The sequence below is a fragment of the Bradyrhizobium barranii subsp. apii genome, assembly GCF_011516635.5.
GTDB classification, from domain to species: Bacteria; Pseudomonadota; Alphaproteobacteria; order Rhizobiales; family Xanthobacteraceae; genus Bradyrhizobium; species Bradyrhizobium barranii.
In genome coordinates this window covers 1,886,202-1,901,724 of record NZ_CP096255.1, presented here as the reverse complement: position 1 = coordinate 1,901,724, position 15,523 = coordinate 1,886,202, and the positions used below count along the sequence as shown (strand labels likewise).

General features: G+C 65.5%; 14 protein-coding genes and 1 pseudogene. 1 reads left to right on the top strand and 14 read right to left on the bottom strand.

All coding sequences use genetic code 11. The features are described 5' to 3' along the window. Positions 1-90 precede the first annotated feature (90 nt). From HAP41_RS09050 to HAP41_RS09020, 7 genes and pseudogenes are all read right to left on the bottom strand, one after another. Positions 91-555: pseudogene (locus tag HAP41_RS09050) on the bottom strand (N-acetyltransferase family protein). 30 nt (positions 556-585) lie between these two features. Next, positions 586-1,176: a glutathione S-transferase family protein gene (locus tag HAP41_RS09045; RefSeq protein ID WP_166103405.1), complete on the bottom strand. Its 591-nt coding sequence runs from the start codon at positions 1,174-1,176 to the stop codon at positions 586-588. Between the two features lie 71 nt (positions 1,177-1,247). Beyond that, entirely contained in the window at positions 1,248-2,129 is an 882-nt protein-coding gene (locus HAP41_RS09040) for an outer membrane protein (protein WP_175618154.1), read from the bottom strand. A 167-nt stretch (positions 2,130-2,296) separates the two neighbouring features. Then, complete coding sequence (locus HAP41_RS09035; RefSeq protein ID WP_166103408.1) at positions 2,297-3,133, bottom strand: outer membrane protein; 837 nt, start codon at positions 3,131-3,133, stop codon at positions 2,297-2,299. Positions 3,134-3,360: 227 nt separating this feature from the next. After that, entirely contained in the window at positions 3,361-4,611 is a 1,251-nt protein-coding gene (locus HAP41_RS09030; RefSeq protein WP_166103411.1) for an MFS transporter, read from the bottom strand. A 297-nt stretch (positions 4,612-4,908) separates the two neighbouring features. Beyond that, the gene (gene glmM, locus HAP41_RS09025) at positions 4,909-6,252 is read right to left on the bottom strand and encodes a phosphoglucosamine mutase (RefSeq protein ID WP_071909589.1); all 1,344 of its coding nucleotides are present in this window, start codon (positions 6,250-6,252) and stop codon (positions 4,909-4,911) included. A 220-nt stretch (positions 6,253-6,472) separates the two neighbouring features. After that, entirely contained in the window at positions 6,473-6,640 is a 168-nt protein-coding gene (locus HAP41_RS09020; RefSeq protein WP_166103414.1) for a hypothetical protein, read from the bottom strand. Between the two features lie 119 nt (positions 6,641-6,759). On the opposite strand from HAP41_RS09020, the gene HAP41_RS09015 reads away from it, so the two are divergent. Next, on the top strand, positions 6,760-7,896 hold the full coding sequence (locus HAP41_RS09015; RefSeq protein ID WP_014492050.1) for an alpha-hydroxy acid oxidase: 1,137 nt from the start codon (positions 6,760-6,762) through the stop codon (positions 7,894-7,896). Between the two features lie 126 nt (positions 7,897-8,022). On the opposite strand, the gene HAP41_RS09010 is transcribed toward HAP41_RS09015, so the two are convergent. The 7 genes from HAP41_RS09010 to HAP41_RS08980 form a co-directional block, all read right to left on the bottom strand. Continuing rightward, positions 8,023-8,643 carry a single stranded DNA-binding domain-containing protein gene (locus tag HAP41_RS09010; protein ID WP_166103417.1) on the bottom strand — a complete coding sequence of 207 codons (621 nt, stop codon included), beginning with the start codon at positions 8,641-8,643 and terminating at the stop codon, positions 8,023-8,025. A 14-nt stretch (positions 8,644-8,657) separates the two neighbouring features. Then, positions 8,658-9,284 carry a hypothetical protein gene (locus tag HAP41_RS09005; protein WP_071909587.1) on the bottom strand — a complete coding sequence of 209 codons (627 nt, stop codon included), beginning with the start codon at positions 9,282-9,284 and terminating at the stop codon, positions 8,658-8,660. Positions 9,285-9,351: 67 nt separating this feature from the next. Then, positions 9,352-10,191 (bottom strand): shikimate dehydrogenase, encoded by an 840-nt coding sequence (locus HAP41_RS09000; RefSeq protein WP_166103420.1) that lies wholly within the window; start codon positions 10,189-10,191, stop codon positions 9,352-9,354. A gap of 52 nt (positions 10,192-10,243) precedes the next feature. Further along, on the bottom strand, positions 10,244-10,888 hold the full coding sequence (locus tag HAP41_RS08995) for a YoaK family protein (protein ID WP_166103423.1): 645 nt from the start codon (positions 10,886-10,888) through the stop codon (positions 10,244-10,246). A gap of 66 nt (positions 10,889-10,954) precedes the next feature. Further along, positions 10,955-12,709: a SulP family inorganic anion transporter gene (locus HAP41_RS08990; RefSeq protein WP_166103426.1), complete on the bottom strand. Its 1,755-nt coding sequence runs from the start codon at positions 12,707-12,709 to the stop codon at positions 10,955-10,957. Positions 12,710-12,801: 92 nt separating this feature from the next. Continuing rightward, complete coding sequence (locus tag HAP41_RS08985; RefSeq protein ID WP_014492044.1) at positions 12,802-13,074, bottom strand: helix-turn-helix domain-containing protein; 273 nt, start codon at positions 13,072-13,074, stop codon at positions 12,802-12,804. A 321-nt stretch (positions 13,075-13,395) separates the two neighbouring features. Beyond that, a complete protein-coding gene (locus tag HAP41_RS08980; protein ID WP_166103430.1) occupies positions 13,396-15,444 on the bottom strand; it encodes an elongation factor G in 2,049 nt (682 codons plus the stop codon). Between the last annotated feature and the right edge of the window lie 79 nt (positions 15,445-15,523).

Sequence of the window (15,523 nt, the reverse complement as noted above, 5' to 3'; positions counted from 1 at the left end):
TGAACGACGGCTGGGTAGTTTACCGGCTCTTAATATGAACGAATGCGCGATCCGAATTTGCTGATCGCGCAAGGCTCGCGACGAGCTGCGTCAAAAGCGGACAGTCATGCCGACGTGACTCGCAGCGAAGCCGAGCCGCTTGTAGAAGCGCTGCGCGTCTGTTCGCGTCTGATGCGTCAGCAGTTCGACCAGATTGCAGCCGCGCGCTTTCGCTTCCGCGACCGCCCATTACACCAGCTGCTCGCCGATGCCGCGGCTGCGACAATCGGAAGCAACGCGGACATCTTCGAGCAAGCCGCGGATGCCGCCTTGCGTGCTGATGCCCGGCAAGATCGCAAGTTGCAGGCAGCCGACCACCCTGCCCTCGCTCTCTGCCACCACGAGCGTGAGATTTTGATCGCGCGCGACCCGCTCGAACGCCTCGTAATAGGACTCAGGCAAGGGATCCTCCACGCGCTCGCGGGCGCGCCCGAGATAATCGTCGGCAAGCATGGCGACGATCGCCGCAACGTCCTCGCGGCGCGCGGGACGGATGGAGACGGACTTCTCGTTCATGTCGGGAAACTCCAAGAATCAGCGCGACTCTCAGCGCGCCGGTGGAAGGCCGAGCCAGGCTTCGGCCTCGCCGATCCAGCGGCGGATGGCGGCATGGCGGCCGAGATCGAAGCCACCTTCATGCGCGAGGCGGGTATAGGCGAGCAGCGAGACGTCGGCGAGCGAAACCTCTTCGCCGGCGAAGAAGCGGCTTGCCGCAAGATGCTGCTCCATGCGGTCGAGCGCCGCATAGCCGCGCTTGACCTTGTCAGGATCGAGCTCGGACGCATCCTTGCCGAGATAGACCAGCTGGAAGCGGCACACCGCGATATAGGGCTCGTGGCTGTACTGTTCCCAGAACAGCCATTCGTCCATCTTGGCCGCAGTGAAGGCATCGCGCGGAACGAGCGCGCTGTCGCGGGCGAGATAGCGGATGATGGCATTGGACTGCGCCAGCGTGCGGCCGTCGTCGAAGGCGACGGTCGGCACCTGGCCCGCGCCGTTCATTTTCAGGAATTGCGGCGTGCGCGTCTCGCCCTTGCGGGTGTCGATCTCGATCCAGTGGTAGGGCAGCGCGAGCTTGTCGCAGACCCACTTCACCTTCAGACAATTTCCGGAGTTGGTATCGCCGTAGATCTTCATCGCTGCCGCTCCGCGTCTAGCGACAGAGCATCAGGACGCCGCCGCCCTGTCAACCGGCTGCATCGGCGCGTCTAGAACTGGTAGCCGGCGCCGACGCGGAAGTTGTTCAGGCCGACAGTAATGTCCTTCACGTTTGAGAAGCCGACATGCTCCCATTCACCGCGAATGAGGAAGTTGCCGCAGATCGCGTATTCGACGCCGATGCCGGCCGTCCATCCGTACATAAAGCTGTTGGTGCGCTGCTCGGTGCTGGACAGTGTGGCTGAACCGGCGGGAAGATGGCGATGAACCGTCGTAGTCACGCCGCCGCTGACCACAGCCTCGTCGAAGTCGTCGTATTTCTGCCAATTCACGGTCGCAAATCGCGAGACTTCAGCGCGCCCGACCGCCAGCCCGGCGAAACCATACGGCATGAAGTCGCCGCCGTCCCAGCCGACCCGACCCCGGAAAGTCGCATAATCCTTGAGCTTCAATGAAGCACCGCCACCGAGCGAGGTGTCGTAAGTGTAGGTATGGCCCGCGGGACCCGTTTCGCCGGGAAGTATTCGGCCCATGGAGTCGCTGGCCGTGCTCGATATGCTGCTCATGTAGCTGTAATTGGCTTCGACGCCCATCACGGCGTCGTAGAGCTGCCAGTTCTTGCCCACATAGGCGCCGAACCCCGTCGACTGCACGTGGTTTTTCGGCAGCAGCGACCAACCGCCGACCGGCGCCTGCAGGATGCTGTTGCGAAGCATGAAATCGGTCATCGACTTCGGGGCGTGACTGAAGTCGATGTCGGTCGTGGCAAAGCCGAACTGGCCGCCGACATAGAAGCCGTCCCAATTATGGGATGACTTCGACAGGCCGTCGGTGAAGCTGCCGCGCAAGATGGGAAGATCGGAGAGATCGGCCGCGTGCGCAGCAGACACCGTCCCCAACATCACCGCCGCCAACAACATCAGCCCACGCATCACAACGCTCCATCGAACTCGAACTGTTGCGATGATCATCGCCTGTTAACCTTAACCAATGGTTGCGTCGGATGCTTTCGTCGCCGCTCGCCATGAAAAATACGCAAAGCAAAACGGCGCGGGATGATCCCGCGCCGTTAAGAGACGTTAAGCGATGGAGCTGACAATCAGCCCTTGGTGACGAGCGGCGGCGGCATGTAGGCCGGCGGGCTGCTCAGATCCCAACGCACGCCGAGCTTCACGTCATGCGAGGTGATGTCCTTGACCTTGATCGTCGACGGACCCGAGATGCTGTTGTCGTAGGCGCGGAAGTTGCCGGGATTGGCGTCGCCGAGATCCATGTAGCTGTAGGCGAGTTCGACGGTGAGGCCGGGGCTGACCTTGTAGGCGAGACCGGCATGGGCGGCCCAGGCGAAATTCCACTTACCGTTGTCGGCGAAGTAGGTCACGCTGTTGGAGAGCCCGCCGGGATTGATCCGGGTGCCGTCGTCACGGAAGCCGCTGAGCTTGTTGTAGGAACCGCCGACACCGGCGCCGATGAACGGGGTGATGCACCACCAGGAGCCGAGATCGACATAGGCGTTGGCCATGACGACCCACTCGGACTTGCTGCCGGAGTAGTTGTTGGCTTCGAAGTCGGTCGCGCTGAGCGTGACGTTGTCCGAACCGTGCAGATTGGCCTTGCCGCGATACTGGCCGATCACGTCGGTGCGGAACCAGTTGTTGAAGCGATAACCGACGCCGAGGTCGAACAGCGGCGAGCTATCGAAGCCGAGGCCCACGGTCTGGGTCGGGAACGTCTGCGCGGTCGCGCTGTCGATCCGCTTGGCGCTCTGGTTGGTCATGCCGATGTCACCGCGGAGATACCAGCCGCCGAAGTCGGCGGGCGGAGCCGGCGGCGCGTACATGGGAGGCGGAGCGGCGATCGGCATATCGGCGGCGAACGCCATCGACGAGATGAGGGTCGCCGCACCTGCGGCAAGGAGAGACTTAACGCTACGCATTTGGCTTCGTCCTTATGGCCGGTGAGGCAAAATGCTGACGCCCCACGTTCTGGAAACTCACGGGAGGACGATGGCACCAAATGTTTAAGCGCCACTTAACCCTAATTTTTAAGGTTGATTTTTTCTCACCACTCGCGCGCATGCGGCAGAAGCGTTGCAAAAAAGCGGCGCCCCGACGCGCCAATTGCTAACGATTGATGAAGCCGCAATGCAGCGAAAAGGATTTATTAACGCAGGTGCCGCGGCAGCTTGGGCAGGAACACCGCAAGCAGGCCGATCGCCGGCAGCCAGGCACAGACCTGGTAGACGAACTCGATCGAGGTGTGATCGGCGAGCTTGCCGAGCACGGCGGCACCCAGACCGCCGATGCCGAAGGCAACGCCGAAGAACACGCCCGAGATCATGCCGAAGCGGTGCGGCACCAGTTCCTGCGCGAACACGATGATCGACGACGTCGTCGAGGAGATGATCAGGCCGATGATCACCGACAGCACCGCGCTCGCATAGAGCCCGGCATAAGGCAGCGCCAGCGTGAACGGCAGCGCGCCGAGGATCGAGATCCAGATCACGATCTTGCGGCCGAAGCGATCGCCCAGCGGACCGCCGAAGAACGCGCCGACCGCATTCGCGGCGAGGAAGATGAAGAGATAGATCTGCGCCGCCTGCGTCGACACGCCGAAGCGATCGATCAGATAGAAGATGTAGTAGCTCGACAGGCTCGAGACGTCGAGCTGCTTCGAGAACAAGAGCGCCACCAGCACGGCAAGCGCGACCGCGACGCGGCGCGAGCTCGGCGCGTCGGGATGGGCCTGAACCGTCGCCGTCTTCTTCGCCTTGATCTGCGGCTCGTACCAGCGGCCGATGCGCCAGAGGATGAGGATCGCGAGGAACGCGATCGAGGAGAACCATGCGATGCTGCCCTGCCCGAACGGCACCACGATCAGCGCCGCCAGCAACGGCCCCATCGACGTGCCGAAGCTGCCGCCGAGCTGGAACACCGATTGCGCGAAACCATAGCGGCCGCCGGAGGCGAGCCGCGCGATGCGCGCGGATTCAGGGTGAAACACCGCCGAGCCGAGGCCGACCAGCGCGGCAGCAATCAGGATGACGAGATATTGGTGCGCCGCGCTGAGCAGCAGCAGGCCGAAGAAAGTCGAGGCCATGCCGATCGACAGCGAATAGGGCTGCGCCTTCTTGTCGGTGTAATGGCCGACCACCGGCTGGAGCAGCGAGGCAGTGAACTGGAAGGCCAGCGTGATCATGCCGATCTGCGCGAAGTCGAGCGCGTAGGTGTCCTTCAGGATCGGATACACCGAGGCGATCAGCGACTGCATGGTGTCGTTGAGGAAGTGCGAGAAGCTGATGCCGGCGAGCACGACATAGGCCGGCCCTGCGGCAGCCCGGGCGGCGGGCGCCACGTGGCTGACGACGACCGGTTCGGTCAGCGTTTCCTCGGAGACGACGACAGGCTTGTTCAATGGAGCATCCTGGCGGGCACGGCAGATTGCCGCACCGCCTAACTACGATGCCGGCTGCGGCCGATCCACCGCCAATCGTCGATGGCTGGAATGCACGTGCCGGTTTCACCGCGAGGCGACACGCCCTGCTTGGTTCGAGACGCTCACCGTTGGCGGGCTCCTCACCATGAGGGTCCGGGGATCTCGTAGCCCGGATGGAGCGAAGCGTAATCCGGGACGTCTATGTCCGCGGGCGCGATCCCCGGATTTCGCTGCGCTCCATCCGGGCTACGATCGTGCTTCGCGTAGCGATGCGCCTCAGGCCGCGGCCTGTCCGAGCGCGGAGACGATGGTGTCGACGACGTCCTCGACCAGCAGGCGGTCCTCGCCCTCGCCCATGACGCGGATCACGGGCTCGGTGCCGGACGAGCGGATCAGAAGGCGGCCGTGGCCGTTGAGCCGCTTCTCGCCGTCGGAGATCGCCGATTTGACGTCGGAATCCTCGAGCGGCTTGCCGCTCTTGTAGCGGACGTTCTTCAGGATCTGCGGCAGCGGGTCGAAACGGTGGCAGACCTCCGACACGGGCCGGCGCAGCTTCTGCACCACGGCCAGCACCTGCAGCGCCGCAACGAAGCCGTCGCCGGTGGTGGCATAGTCGGACAGGATGATGTGGCCGGACTGCTCGCCGCCGAGATTGTAGCCGCCTTTCAGCATCTGCTCGAGCACGTAGCGGTCGCCGACCGGCGTGCGCACGAGATCGAGCCCCTGCCCCTTGAGGAAGCGTTCGAGGCCGAGATTGGACATCACGGTGGCGACGATGCCCGGCCGCGACAGCCGGCCGTCTTCCTTCCAGCTCTGCGCGATCACCGCGAGCAGCTGGTCGCCGTCGACGGTGTGGCCGCGCTCGTCGACCAGGATGACGCGATCGGCGTCGCCGTCGAGCGCGATGCCGATGTCGGCGCGCATCTCGCGCACCTTCTTCGACAGCGTTTCCGGCGAGGTCGAGCCGCATTCCTTGTTGATGTTGAAACCGTCGGGCTCGACGCCGATCGGCACGACGTCGGCGCCCAATTCCCACAGCGCTTCCGGCACCACCTTGTAGGCGGCGCCGTTGGCGCAATCGACCACGACGCGCAGGCCGTCGAGCGAGAGATCGCGCGGCAGCGTACGCTTGGCGAATTCGATGTAGCGGTCATGCACGCCGTCGATACGGCGGGCGCGGCCGAGGCTCGCGCTCTGAGCGAGCCGCTTGTCGAGGGATTCGTCGAGCAGCTGCTCGATCTGCTTCTCGACGTCGTCGGACAGCTTGAAGCCCTGCGGGCCGAACAGCTTGATGCCGTTGTCCTCGAACAAATTGTGCGAGGCCGAGATCATCACGCCGAGATCGGCGCGCATCGACTTGGTCAGCATCGCGACCGCCGGCGTCGGCATCGGGCCGACCAGCAGCACGTCCATGCCGACCGAGGTGAAGCCCGCGACCATCGCATATTCGATCATGTAGCCGGACAGACGCGTGTCCTTGCCGATCACGACCCGGTGGCGATGGTCACCGCGCTGAAACGCAAGGCCTGCGGCCTGGCCGACCTTGAGCGCGAGCTCCGGCGTGATCAGTCCGTTGGCGCGGCCCCGAATCCCGTCCGTCCCGAAATATTTGCGGCTCATATCGTCCCCCACGCAACATCAATCAGGGACCCCTCTACAACTACGGGATGCCCGAAAGGGCCCCGCATCCCTGATTTGCTGAGACGTTATAATGCCTTCGCGGCCAACTTGGCTTCAAAAAATGTGATTAATCATTACGGGACCGGGCCCAAGCCGCCCCGGTAACTTATTGTTAGCACTATATTTCCGGCCGACAGGGCGGAACGGAGCGGAACCCGCCCTAGTCGGAGCGCTTCACATGGCCGTCCTGGCGGCTCGGCGCCGGCTGGGTGACGTTGACGGGATCGGACCCCGGGAAGGTCTCTTCCAGACCCTCCTCCAGCGCGTCGTCGAGATCCTGCTTCTCCTTGATCTCTTCCGGTGTCGGCTGGCCGCGCGGTTTGCTCATGGCGCCCTCCTCCCAAACGATTTGGCTGTGCATCCAACCATGCTAGATGACCCCTCGATCTTCCGATGCAAGACTTCTGAAGCAAGACTTCTGATGCAAGACGGGCCGGGGAAACGTTCATGAAGCACATCACCTGTATCGACGATCTTCGCACGCTGCATCAGCGCCGCGTGCCGAAGGCGTTCTTCGACTATTGCGACCGCGGCTCCTATGCCGAGGAAACGCTGCGCGCCAACCGCGAGGACATGCAGGCCATCAAGTTCCGCCAGCGCGTCCTGGTCGACGTCTCCAGGCGCGACACCTCGACCATGATCCTCGGCGAGTCCTCGACGATGCCGTTGATATTGGCGCCCGTCGGCCTCCTGGGCATGCAGCATGGCGACGGCGAGATTCACGCCTGCCGCGCCGCGCAGGCCGCCGGCATCCCGTTCACGCAGTCGACGATGTCGATCTGCTCGATCGAGGACATCGCCGCCAATGTCGAGAAGCCGTTCTGGTTCCAGCTCTACGTGATGAAGGACCGCGGCTTCATCAAGGAATTGATCCAGCGCGCGATGGCGGCGAAATGCAGCGCGCTCGTGCTGACCGTCGATCTCCAGGTGATCGGCCAGCGCCACCAGGACATCAAGAACGGCATGACGGTGCCGCCGGAATGGTCGCTGTCGAAGCTGATCGATTTCGCCACCAAGCCGGCCTGGGTGTCGGGCGTGCTGCAGGGCAAGCGCCGCACCTTCGGCAATCTCGCCGGTCATCTGAAGGTCAGCGACGACATCACGTCGCTCTCGACCTGGATCAACTCGCAGTTCGACACCTCGCTGAACTGGAACGACATCGAGTGGATCCGCAGCATCTGGCCGGGCAAGCTGATCCTGAAGGGCATCCTCGACGTCGAGGACGCCGAGCTCGCCGCGAAGACCGGCGCGCAGGCACTGGTCGTCTCCAACCATGGCGGCCGTCAGCTCGACGGCGCACCGTCCTCGATTGAGGCGCTGCCGGAGATCGTCGACGCGGTCGGCTCGCAGATGGAGATCATGTTCGACGGCGGTGTCCGCTCCGGCCAGGACGTGATGCGCGCGCTCGCGCTCGGCGCAAAGTCCTGCATGATCGGCCGCGCCTACGCCCATGGCCTCGGTGCAGGCGGCCAGGCCGGCGTCGCCAAGGCGATCGACATCATCCAGAAGGAGCTGCTCACGACCATGGGCCTGTGCGGCGTCAACCGGATCGACGAGATCGACGATCACATCATTGCGGTGTGAGGCGTAGCGGCAGCGCCGTAGGGTGGGCAAAGCGAAGCGTGCCCACCAACTTTCGCGAAACACAGGAGCGTGGTGGGCACGGCGCAAGTGCGCCTTTGCCCACCCTACGAGTTCAGCGCCAGTCCCTCACATCGGCGGCGTAATCCCATCCCTGCCGACGTTCACCCGGTTGGCCTCGAGCGAGCCGTCCTCCTTCTTCGCCGCGCCGAAGATGATCAGCTTGGCGCCGGGCTTGATCTCGGATTTGTCGCTGGCGACGAAGGTGACGATCGGCGTATCCAGCGGCACCACCACTTTCTTCTCGCCGTCCTTGTACTTGACGGTGATGTTCTGGCCGTCGGTGCCTTCCACCGTCTGCGCCACGGTCGCGTTGGTCATGGTCGAGTTCGCGCGCGCATCCCAGGGACGAAAACCTTCGGCCGCGCCGCGCTGGTTCTCGGGGAAGATGTGCACGGCGATCGCCTTCTGCGTGCCGTCGGGCTGGGGCATGCCGGTCACGCCGATATAGGATCCTTCCTTGATCTCCGACAGTGAGGTCTTCACCACGGCGAAGACCGCGACGTTGTCGGTCATGCGCACCTTCACGTCGCTGCCTTCGCGCGTCTTGATGCCGAGGGTGTTGCCGTCGACGCTCTCGATGGTGCCGCGGATGCGGACCGTCGGCGACTGCTGCGCCGAGGCGGAGAACATGGATGTGACGGCAAACGCCGCCACGAACAGGCGCGGCATCCAGCTTGATTTCGACATGTTGCGATTCTCCATCACATCGGTGGTGTCAGGCCGTCGAGGCCGACACTGACGCGGTTGGTTTCGAACGAGCCGTCCGGCAGCTGCTTCATGAAGGCGACGACTTTTGCGCCGGCCTTCAGCTCGGATTTGTCGCCGGGCACGAAGGTCACGACCGGCGTGTTGTCGGCGACGAACACCTTCTTCTCGCCGTCCTTGTACTTCACCAGCAGCGTATGGCCGTCATTGCCGACCACGCTCTCCGACACCGTGGCATTGGTCATGGTGGAGTTCGGCTTGAGGTCATAGGGCCGCGAGCCCTCGCCGGTGCCGCGCATGCTCTCCGGAAACACGTGGACCTCGACCGCGTTCTGGCCGCCGTCCGGACCCGGCACCGTGGTGGCGCCGACGAAGGAGCCGACCTTGATGTCGGCGAGTGAAATTTTGGTAACGCCCGACACGTTCACGTCAGGGGCGATGCGGAGCTTGACGTCCTCGCCGCTGCGCGACTTGACCTGCATGGTGTCGCCATTGACGCTCTCGATCGTGCCGCGCACGCGCGTCGGCACCGGCGCCCTCTGCGCGACGGCATAGAGGGTGGAAGCGGCCACCATCGCGACGGCGATGAGCGGACGTGTGAAAGTTGCACGTTGAATAGGCATGACGGTCTCCGGATTGTCCCCACGGGGATAGAACTCCGGAGGTGGGGTGCTATTCGCCGTTATCCTTTCAAGTCTTTGTGAGATCGGCCTCGACCAGCGCGCGCAGCTCGGCCGTGACAGCAGGCCTTTGGCCGAACCACAGCTCGAAGCCGCGCACCGCCTGATGCAGGAGCATGCCGAGACCGTCGGCGGCGTTCAGGCCGCGCGCCTTCGCAGCCGCCAGCAGCGGCGTCACCAGGGGAACGTAGACGAGATCGGCGACGACCGCCCCGTCCGGCAGGCGCGCCACATTGACATCGAGTGAAGGCTGGCCGTGCATGCCGAGCGAGGTCGTGTTGACGAGAAGTCTTGCGCGCGGCAGCACGTCGTTGATGCCGTCCCAGGGAATCGGATGCACGTTCGGCCCGAATTGCTCTGCCAGCGTCTCGGCGCGCGCGATGGTCCGGTTGGCGAGGTGGATGCGCTTGATGCCGCGTTCGAGCAGGCCGAACACGACCGCGCGCGAGGAACCGCCGGCCCCGAGCACCAATGCCTCTTCCGCGCTGTCCCAACCGACCGCTTCGGCGTCGAGATTGCCGATGAAGCCTTCGACGTCGGTATTGGTCGAGCGCAGCTCGCCGTCGGCAAACCACAGCGTGTTCGCAGCGCCGACGGCCCTGGCACGCGCATCGGGCGTGGACAGCGCCAGCACGTCTTCCTTGTGCGGGATGGTGACGTTGGCGCCGACGAAGCCGCGCAGCGACAGCCGCAGCACGAAGTCGCGCAGATCCTCGGGCGGGACCGCCTCGATGACGTAACCACCCTCGATCCCGAGCGTGCGCAGCCAGTAACGATGGATCAGCGGCGAGCGCGAATGCGCGGCCGGCCATCCGATCAAACAGGCTGCGGGAGTCCTGAGCGCGGTCATCTGTCCCTCGGGTCGTGTTCGAGGCGATCCATTTCGCGTCCCGCCGGCTCTGTCAAGCGCGCGGCCGCCGCATCGCCGCAGCCACGATCGCGGCCAAAGCCAGCGCCGCGGCAGCGGCGAACCAGATCGCGGCGAGGTTGATCCGGGCATAGCCGAGCGCCCCGCCCGCCGCCCCCGCAACGAGCGCCGCCCACAACAGCAGGTTCGGCGCCCAATTCCAGCGCGGCCCGCCGGTGAGGCTCACCGCGAGGAACTGGCCGACCTTGACCAGCGCGCCCGTGACATAGGTGAGGCCGAGGCCCGCGCCGCCGTCGATCTGGAACACGGCGTTCTCCAGGCCCATCGCGAGCACGATGGCCGCGATCGCGAGGTTCGACAGGCCGTAGGCATGGCAAAGTCCGGCCCCCGCAAGCAACCCGGTTTCAATGAGAAGCAGCCAGGGCTGCCGCTCGGCCCCGCCGCCGAGCACGACGAAGCTGCCGGCCGCGGCACCGGCCACGAACAGCGCGATCAGGCCGAGGGCGCTGGCGGCCTGCCACCACTGCGCTTCCGCAAGGCTGACGCCGAGACGCGTGGAGTTGCCGCTCATGAACGAGACGAACAGGCCGCCGAGATGCAGGAAGCCGATGCCGTCGACATAGCCCGCCAGCATGCTGAGCGCGCAGGCCAGCGCGATATTGCGACGCGAATCCAGCATTCCCTGCACCACCGCCGTGACGCGGCAGTGTCGATCAAATCGGCCGGCTTGAGAAGTGCGCTGCCGTCAGGTCGCGGCCGCGTCATCGGGCACGGGCTGCGCCGCGCCGCCCTTGATGTCGGCGACTGCACGCGCGATCGTCACGCGATAGCGCGCACGCGGCGGCGTCACGCCATGGGTGAGCAGCGCGCGACGAACCGCGGGCGACGCCCCCGTGATGAACAACCGGATGCCCTGGCGGTGCGCCTTGGCGGCGACGCGGCCGAGCACGTTGGCGGCCGTCGAATCCAGGAACGGCACCGCGGCGAAATCGACCACAAGACCCTTGCGCTGCTCGGCGATGCCGTCGAGCACGTTTCCGATTGCCGAGGCGGCACCGAAGAAGAACGCACCGGTGATGCGATAGACCAGCACGTCGCGATCGATGGCGAGCGCGGGATCGTAAGGCACGCGCTCGCCATTGCCGTCATCGGGACGATCGGCGGCCACCAGCGGGGAGCGCTCCTCGATGCCCGTCATCTCCGCCATGCGGTGGATGAACAGCACCGCGCCGAGTGCGAAGCCGACCAGGATGCCTTCGGTCAGGTCGCGGAAGATGGTGAGCAGGAAGGTCGCGAGCAGCACGACGGCATCGCCCCAGGATGAGCGCAGCAGCGTCGCGAATTCGTGCTTCTCCGCCATGGTCCAGGCGACGACGACGAGCACGGCGGCGAGCGCGGCCAGCGGGATGTAGCTCGCGAGCGGCGCCGCGATCAGCATGAACAGCAGCAGGAAGACCGAATGCAGCATGCCCGCGAGCGGCCCACGTCCGCCGGCGCGGATGTTGGTGGCGGTGCGCGCGATCAGGCCGGTGACGCAGATGCCGCCGAACAACGCCGAACCGATATTGGCCGCGCCTTGCGCCACCAGCTCGCAATTGGAGCGGTGGCGGCGTCCGGTCATGCCGTCGGCCACCACCGCCGACAGCAGCGATTCGATCGCGGCCAGCAGCGCGAACGAGATCGCATCCGGCAGCACGGCCGTCGCCTTCGCAAGCGAGAACGCCGGCAGCGCCGGCGACGGCAATTCGCGCGGAATGCCGCCGAACCGGCTGCCGATGGTTTCGACCGGCAGCGCCAGCACCGCAGTCGCGACCGCCGCGAGCACGACTGCGATCAGGATGCCGGGCCAGGACGGCCGCCAGCGCCGCAGGCCGGCGATGACAGCAATGCTGACGATCGCGACCGCGACGGCGGAGGGATTGATCGTGTGCAGGCCCCCCGCGAGCGCAACGAGTTTCGGCACGAATTCGCTGGGCTCCTTGCCCGCCAGCGTGATCCCGCCGAGATCGCGGAGCTGGCTGGCGAAGATGATCACGGCGATGCCCGCGGTGAAGCCGACCGTGACGGGGTAGGGAATGAACTTGATGTAGGTGCCGATCCGCAACAGGCCCGCGGCGATCAGGACCATGCCCGCCATCAGGGTGGCGAGGATTACGCCGTCGACGCCGTGCCTCTCCGCGGTCACCGCGACCAGCACGATGAAGGCGCCGGCGGGCCCGCCGATCTGGAAGCGACTGCCGCCGAGCAGCGACACGATGAAGCCGCCGACGACAGCGGTGTAGAGCCCGCGGTCCGGCGTCACGCCCGAGGCGATTGCGATCGCCATCGACAGCGGCAGCGCGACGATGGCAACCGTCAGGCCCGCGAACACATCGGCGCGGAGATCCGCGAGGCCGTAGCCTTCGCGCCAGACGGTGACGAGCTTGGGGAGATAGAGTTCGGCAAAGGTCGGTCGACGCAGCTGATGCAGCTTGCCTGCGTGTTCGCCAGTGATGCTCATGTCCGCAGAGTGCTCCGCTGCCCACAATGCTCCGGTGCATCGTGCAGCGCGCGCGACGATGCGCTAGCTCATCCCGAGCACGATCAACGCGATCATGCTCCCACGCGGCGCGGCGGTCCCGGCTCCTTCAGGCGAACGCCCCGCCCGCCGCTGTCGCTGCGGGCCTGCTCGCCGATCAGCTCGACGCCGGCCCGGTCGAACGCCTCGACCACCTTGATCAAGGTCTCGACCACGCCGCGCACATTGCCGGTGCTGGCCTCCATCCGCTGGATGGTCGGCAGCGAAACGCCGGCGAGCTCGGCCAAGGCTTTCTGGTCAATGCCAAGCAGCGCGCGGGCTGCCCGCATCTGGAACGACGTGATCACCGTGGCCTCACGTATCAGAGCTTATAAGTGATATCTGGAGCATGTACAATGATGTAAAATACATCATTGTAAGGGGAACGCAAGGGGCTACCCCGTCTGCCTCCTCCGTCATTGCGAGGAGCTCTTGCGACGAAGCAATCCAGACCGCCTCCGCAGAGCCAGTCTGGATTGCTTCGGTGCGCTCGCAATGACGGAGGTTGGGCGCGGGTTCGGCCAAACGAAACACCGTGGGCGCGGGAACGGCCACTCACCACTCCCTCTCCCCGTAAGAACGGGGAGAGGGAGTGAGAGAGCGGAGCCTTCCTTGCCGCGCGAGACGGATCACGCCGCGTGCTGATGCGCGGCGATGATCTGGTCGGCGGCGCGGCCGGTCACCTCGGCCATGTGGTCGAACTGACGGGTGAAGCTGCCGGCTCCGGCCGTGGCCGAACGCAGCTCGACGATGAGCTCGCCGATCTCCGCCTCCGGCATCATGGCGCGGACGCAGTCCCATCCGCTCCAGCCGTCACGGGTGTCGAAGCCGAGGATCTGGCCGCGCCGCGCCGACAGAATCGCGTTGATCTTGGCGGTGGCGTCGGTCGGGCAGACGATCTCGACCACGTGGATCGGCTCCAGCAGGACCGACTGGCATTGCGGCAGGCCTTCGTTGAGTCCGACCCGTGCCGCCGTGCGGAAGGCGAGGTCGGAGGAGTCGACACTGTGATAGGAGCCGTCGGTCAGCGTCACCTGCAGATCGGTGACGGGGAAACCGAGCGGGCCGCGTGTGAGCCCGTCGACAACACCCTCTTCCACCGCGCCGATATAGTTGCGCGGCACCGCGCCGCCGACCACCTTCTCGGTGAACTTGAAGCCCTCGCCGCGCGGCAGCGGCTTGATGTCGAGCACGACATCGCCGAACTGCCCGTGGCCACCGGACTGCTTCTTGTGGCGGCCGCGCTGGACGATCGGCTTGCGGATGGTCTCCTGGTAGCCGATCGCGGGTGGATGCGAGGTGATCTTGACGCCGAAGCGGTCGCGCAGCCGCTCGCTCGCCACGCGCAGATGCATCTCGCCCTGGCCCCACAGCACGGTGTCGTGGGTCTGGGCGTTCATCACGACGCCGAGCGAAGGATCCTCCTCGTGCAGCCGGGCAAGGGCCTGGCCGAGCTTGACGTCGTCCTTGCGGTCGGTGGCGGCGACCGAGATCGCGAGCACCGGCGGCGTCGGCTCCGGGGCGAACAGCGCAGCCGGCGGGGACTTGCCGCTCGAGACCGTGTCGCCGGTCTTGATCGGGTCGACCTTGGCGAGCGCAACCGTGTCGCCGGCTTCGGCCGCGGAACGCTTGGTATCGTAGGCGCCGTTGACGGCGAGGATGCCGGAGATGCGGCCGCTGCCGCCGGAGGCGGATTGCAGCGTCGCTCCGTCGTCGAGATGGCGGGCGAGCAATCGCGTCAGCGACAGCTTTCCGCCGTGCTGCGAATGCAGCGTCTTGAAGACGTAGCCGAGCGCCTCCTTGCTGGCCGGCACACCGAGACGCTTTGCAGTCTCCTCGATGCCGGGCGCCTCGTGGCGCAGGGCCTTCATCAGGCGCAGCACGCCGTTTTCGCGCGCGGCGGCACCGAGCAGCACGGGGCAGATCTGCCCCTCGCGCAATTCGCGCGCGAGATCGTCGAACACCGCATCGCGCGGCGGCTGGATGTCCTCGAGCAGTTGCTCCATCAACGCGTCGTCGTGATCGGCGAGCTTCTCCAGCATCGAGAAGCGGGCCTCCTTCTCGCGATCGAGATCTCCGCCTTCGAGCGCGACCACCTCGGAGGCCTTGTGCTCGCGGTAGATGAACGCGCGTTCCAGCGCGAGATCGACGAAGCCCTCGATCAGCTCACCCTTCCAGATCGGGATCTGGCGCAGCACCAGCGGCACGCGCGAGGCGGGCTGGAGTGTCGCCAGCGTCTCGCGGATGCGCTTGTTGGCGCGATCGATCTTGTTGAGGAACAGGAAACGCGGGATCTTCAGCTCCTCCAGCTCGCGCAGGATGATCTGAAGCTGCGGCAGCTTCTTCTCGTCGGCCTCGCAGACCACGACCGCGGCGTCGACAGCGGGAAGCGCTGCACGCATGTCGTGGGCGAACTCAACGGAACCGGGACAATCGAGGAAGGTGTAGCTGTCGCCCATGAAACTCGTGGTGGCGGCAGTCAGGCCGACGGTCATCTTGTGATGACGGGCCTCCGGGGAGGCGTCGCCGACGGATGTTCCGGCGTCGACGCTGCCGATGCGGGGTATTGCGCCCGTTCGCGCCAGTATTGCTTCGAGAAGTGTGGTTTTACCGCTTTGGAATGGGCCCACCAGTGCGATGCACCGTGGACCTCGGGGACTTCTGACGTCTTGTCCCATTCGCCGCCTCCTTGGTGTGGAGCTCGGCCCATGATTGGGTCGGCAAACGCCGATGCTCTGCCCGTCCCCGAGATTTGGC

Excerpts from the sequence above, each read along its gene's own strand:
- HAP41_RS09045 (WP_166103405.1), bottom strand. The coding sequence starts at position 1,176 with ATGAAGATCTACGGCGATACCAACTCCGGAAATTGTCTGAAGGTGAAG.
- HAP41_RS08980 (WP_166103430.1), bottom strand. The coding sequence starts at position 15,444 with ATGGGACAAGACGTCAGAAGTCCCCGAGGTCCACGGTGCATCGCACTG.
- HAP41_RS09010 (WP_166103417.1), bottom strand. The coding sequence starts at position 8,643 with ATGTCGAAATCAAGCTGGATGCCGCGCCTGTTCGTGGCGGCGTTTGCC.
- HAP41_RS08995 (WP_166103423.1), bottom strand. The coding sequence starts at position 10,888 with ATGCTGGATTCGCGTCGCAATATCGCGCTGGCCTGCGCGCTCAGCATG.
- HAP41_RS09000 (WP_166103420.1), bottom strand. The coding sequence starts at position 10,191 with ATGACCGCGCTCAGGACTCCCGCAGCCTGTTTGATCGGATGGCCGGCC.
- HAP41_RS08990 (WP_166103426.1), bottom strand. The coding sequence starts at position 12,709 with ATGAGCATCACTGGCGAACACGCAGGCAAGCTGCATCAGCTGCGTCGA.
- HAP41_RS09015 (WP_014492050.1), top strand. The coding sequence starts at position 6,760 with ATGAAGCACATCACCTGTATCGACGATCTTCGCACGCTGCATCAGCGC.
- HAP41_RS09040 (WP_175618154.1), bottom strand. The coding sequence starts at position 2,129 with ATGCGTGGGCTGATGTTGTTGGCGGCGGTGATGTTGGGGACGGTGTCT.
- HAP41_RS09035 (WP_166103408.1), bottom strand. The coding sequence starts at position 3,133 with ATGCGTAGCGTTAAGTCTCTCCTTGCCGCAGGTGCGGCGACCCTCATC.
- HAP41_RS09020 (WP_166103414.1), bottom strand. The coding sequence starts at position 6,640 with ATGAGCAAACCGCGCGGCCAGCCGACACCGGAAGAGATCAAGGAGAAG.
- HAP41_RS09005 (WP_071909587.1), bottom strand. The coding sequence starts at position 9,284 with ATGCCTATTCAACGTGCAACTTTCACACGTCCGCTCATCGCCGTCGCG.
- glmM (WP_071909589.1), bottom strand. The coding sequence starts at position 6,252 with ATGAGCCGCAAATATTTCGGGACGGACGGGATTCGGGGCCGCGCCAAC.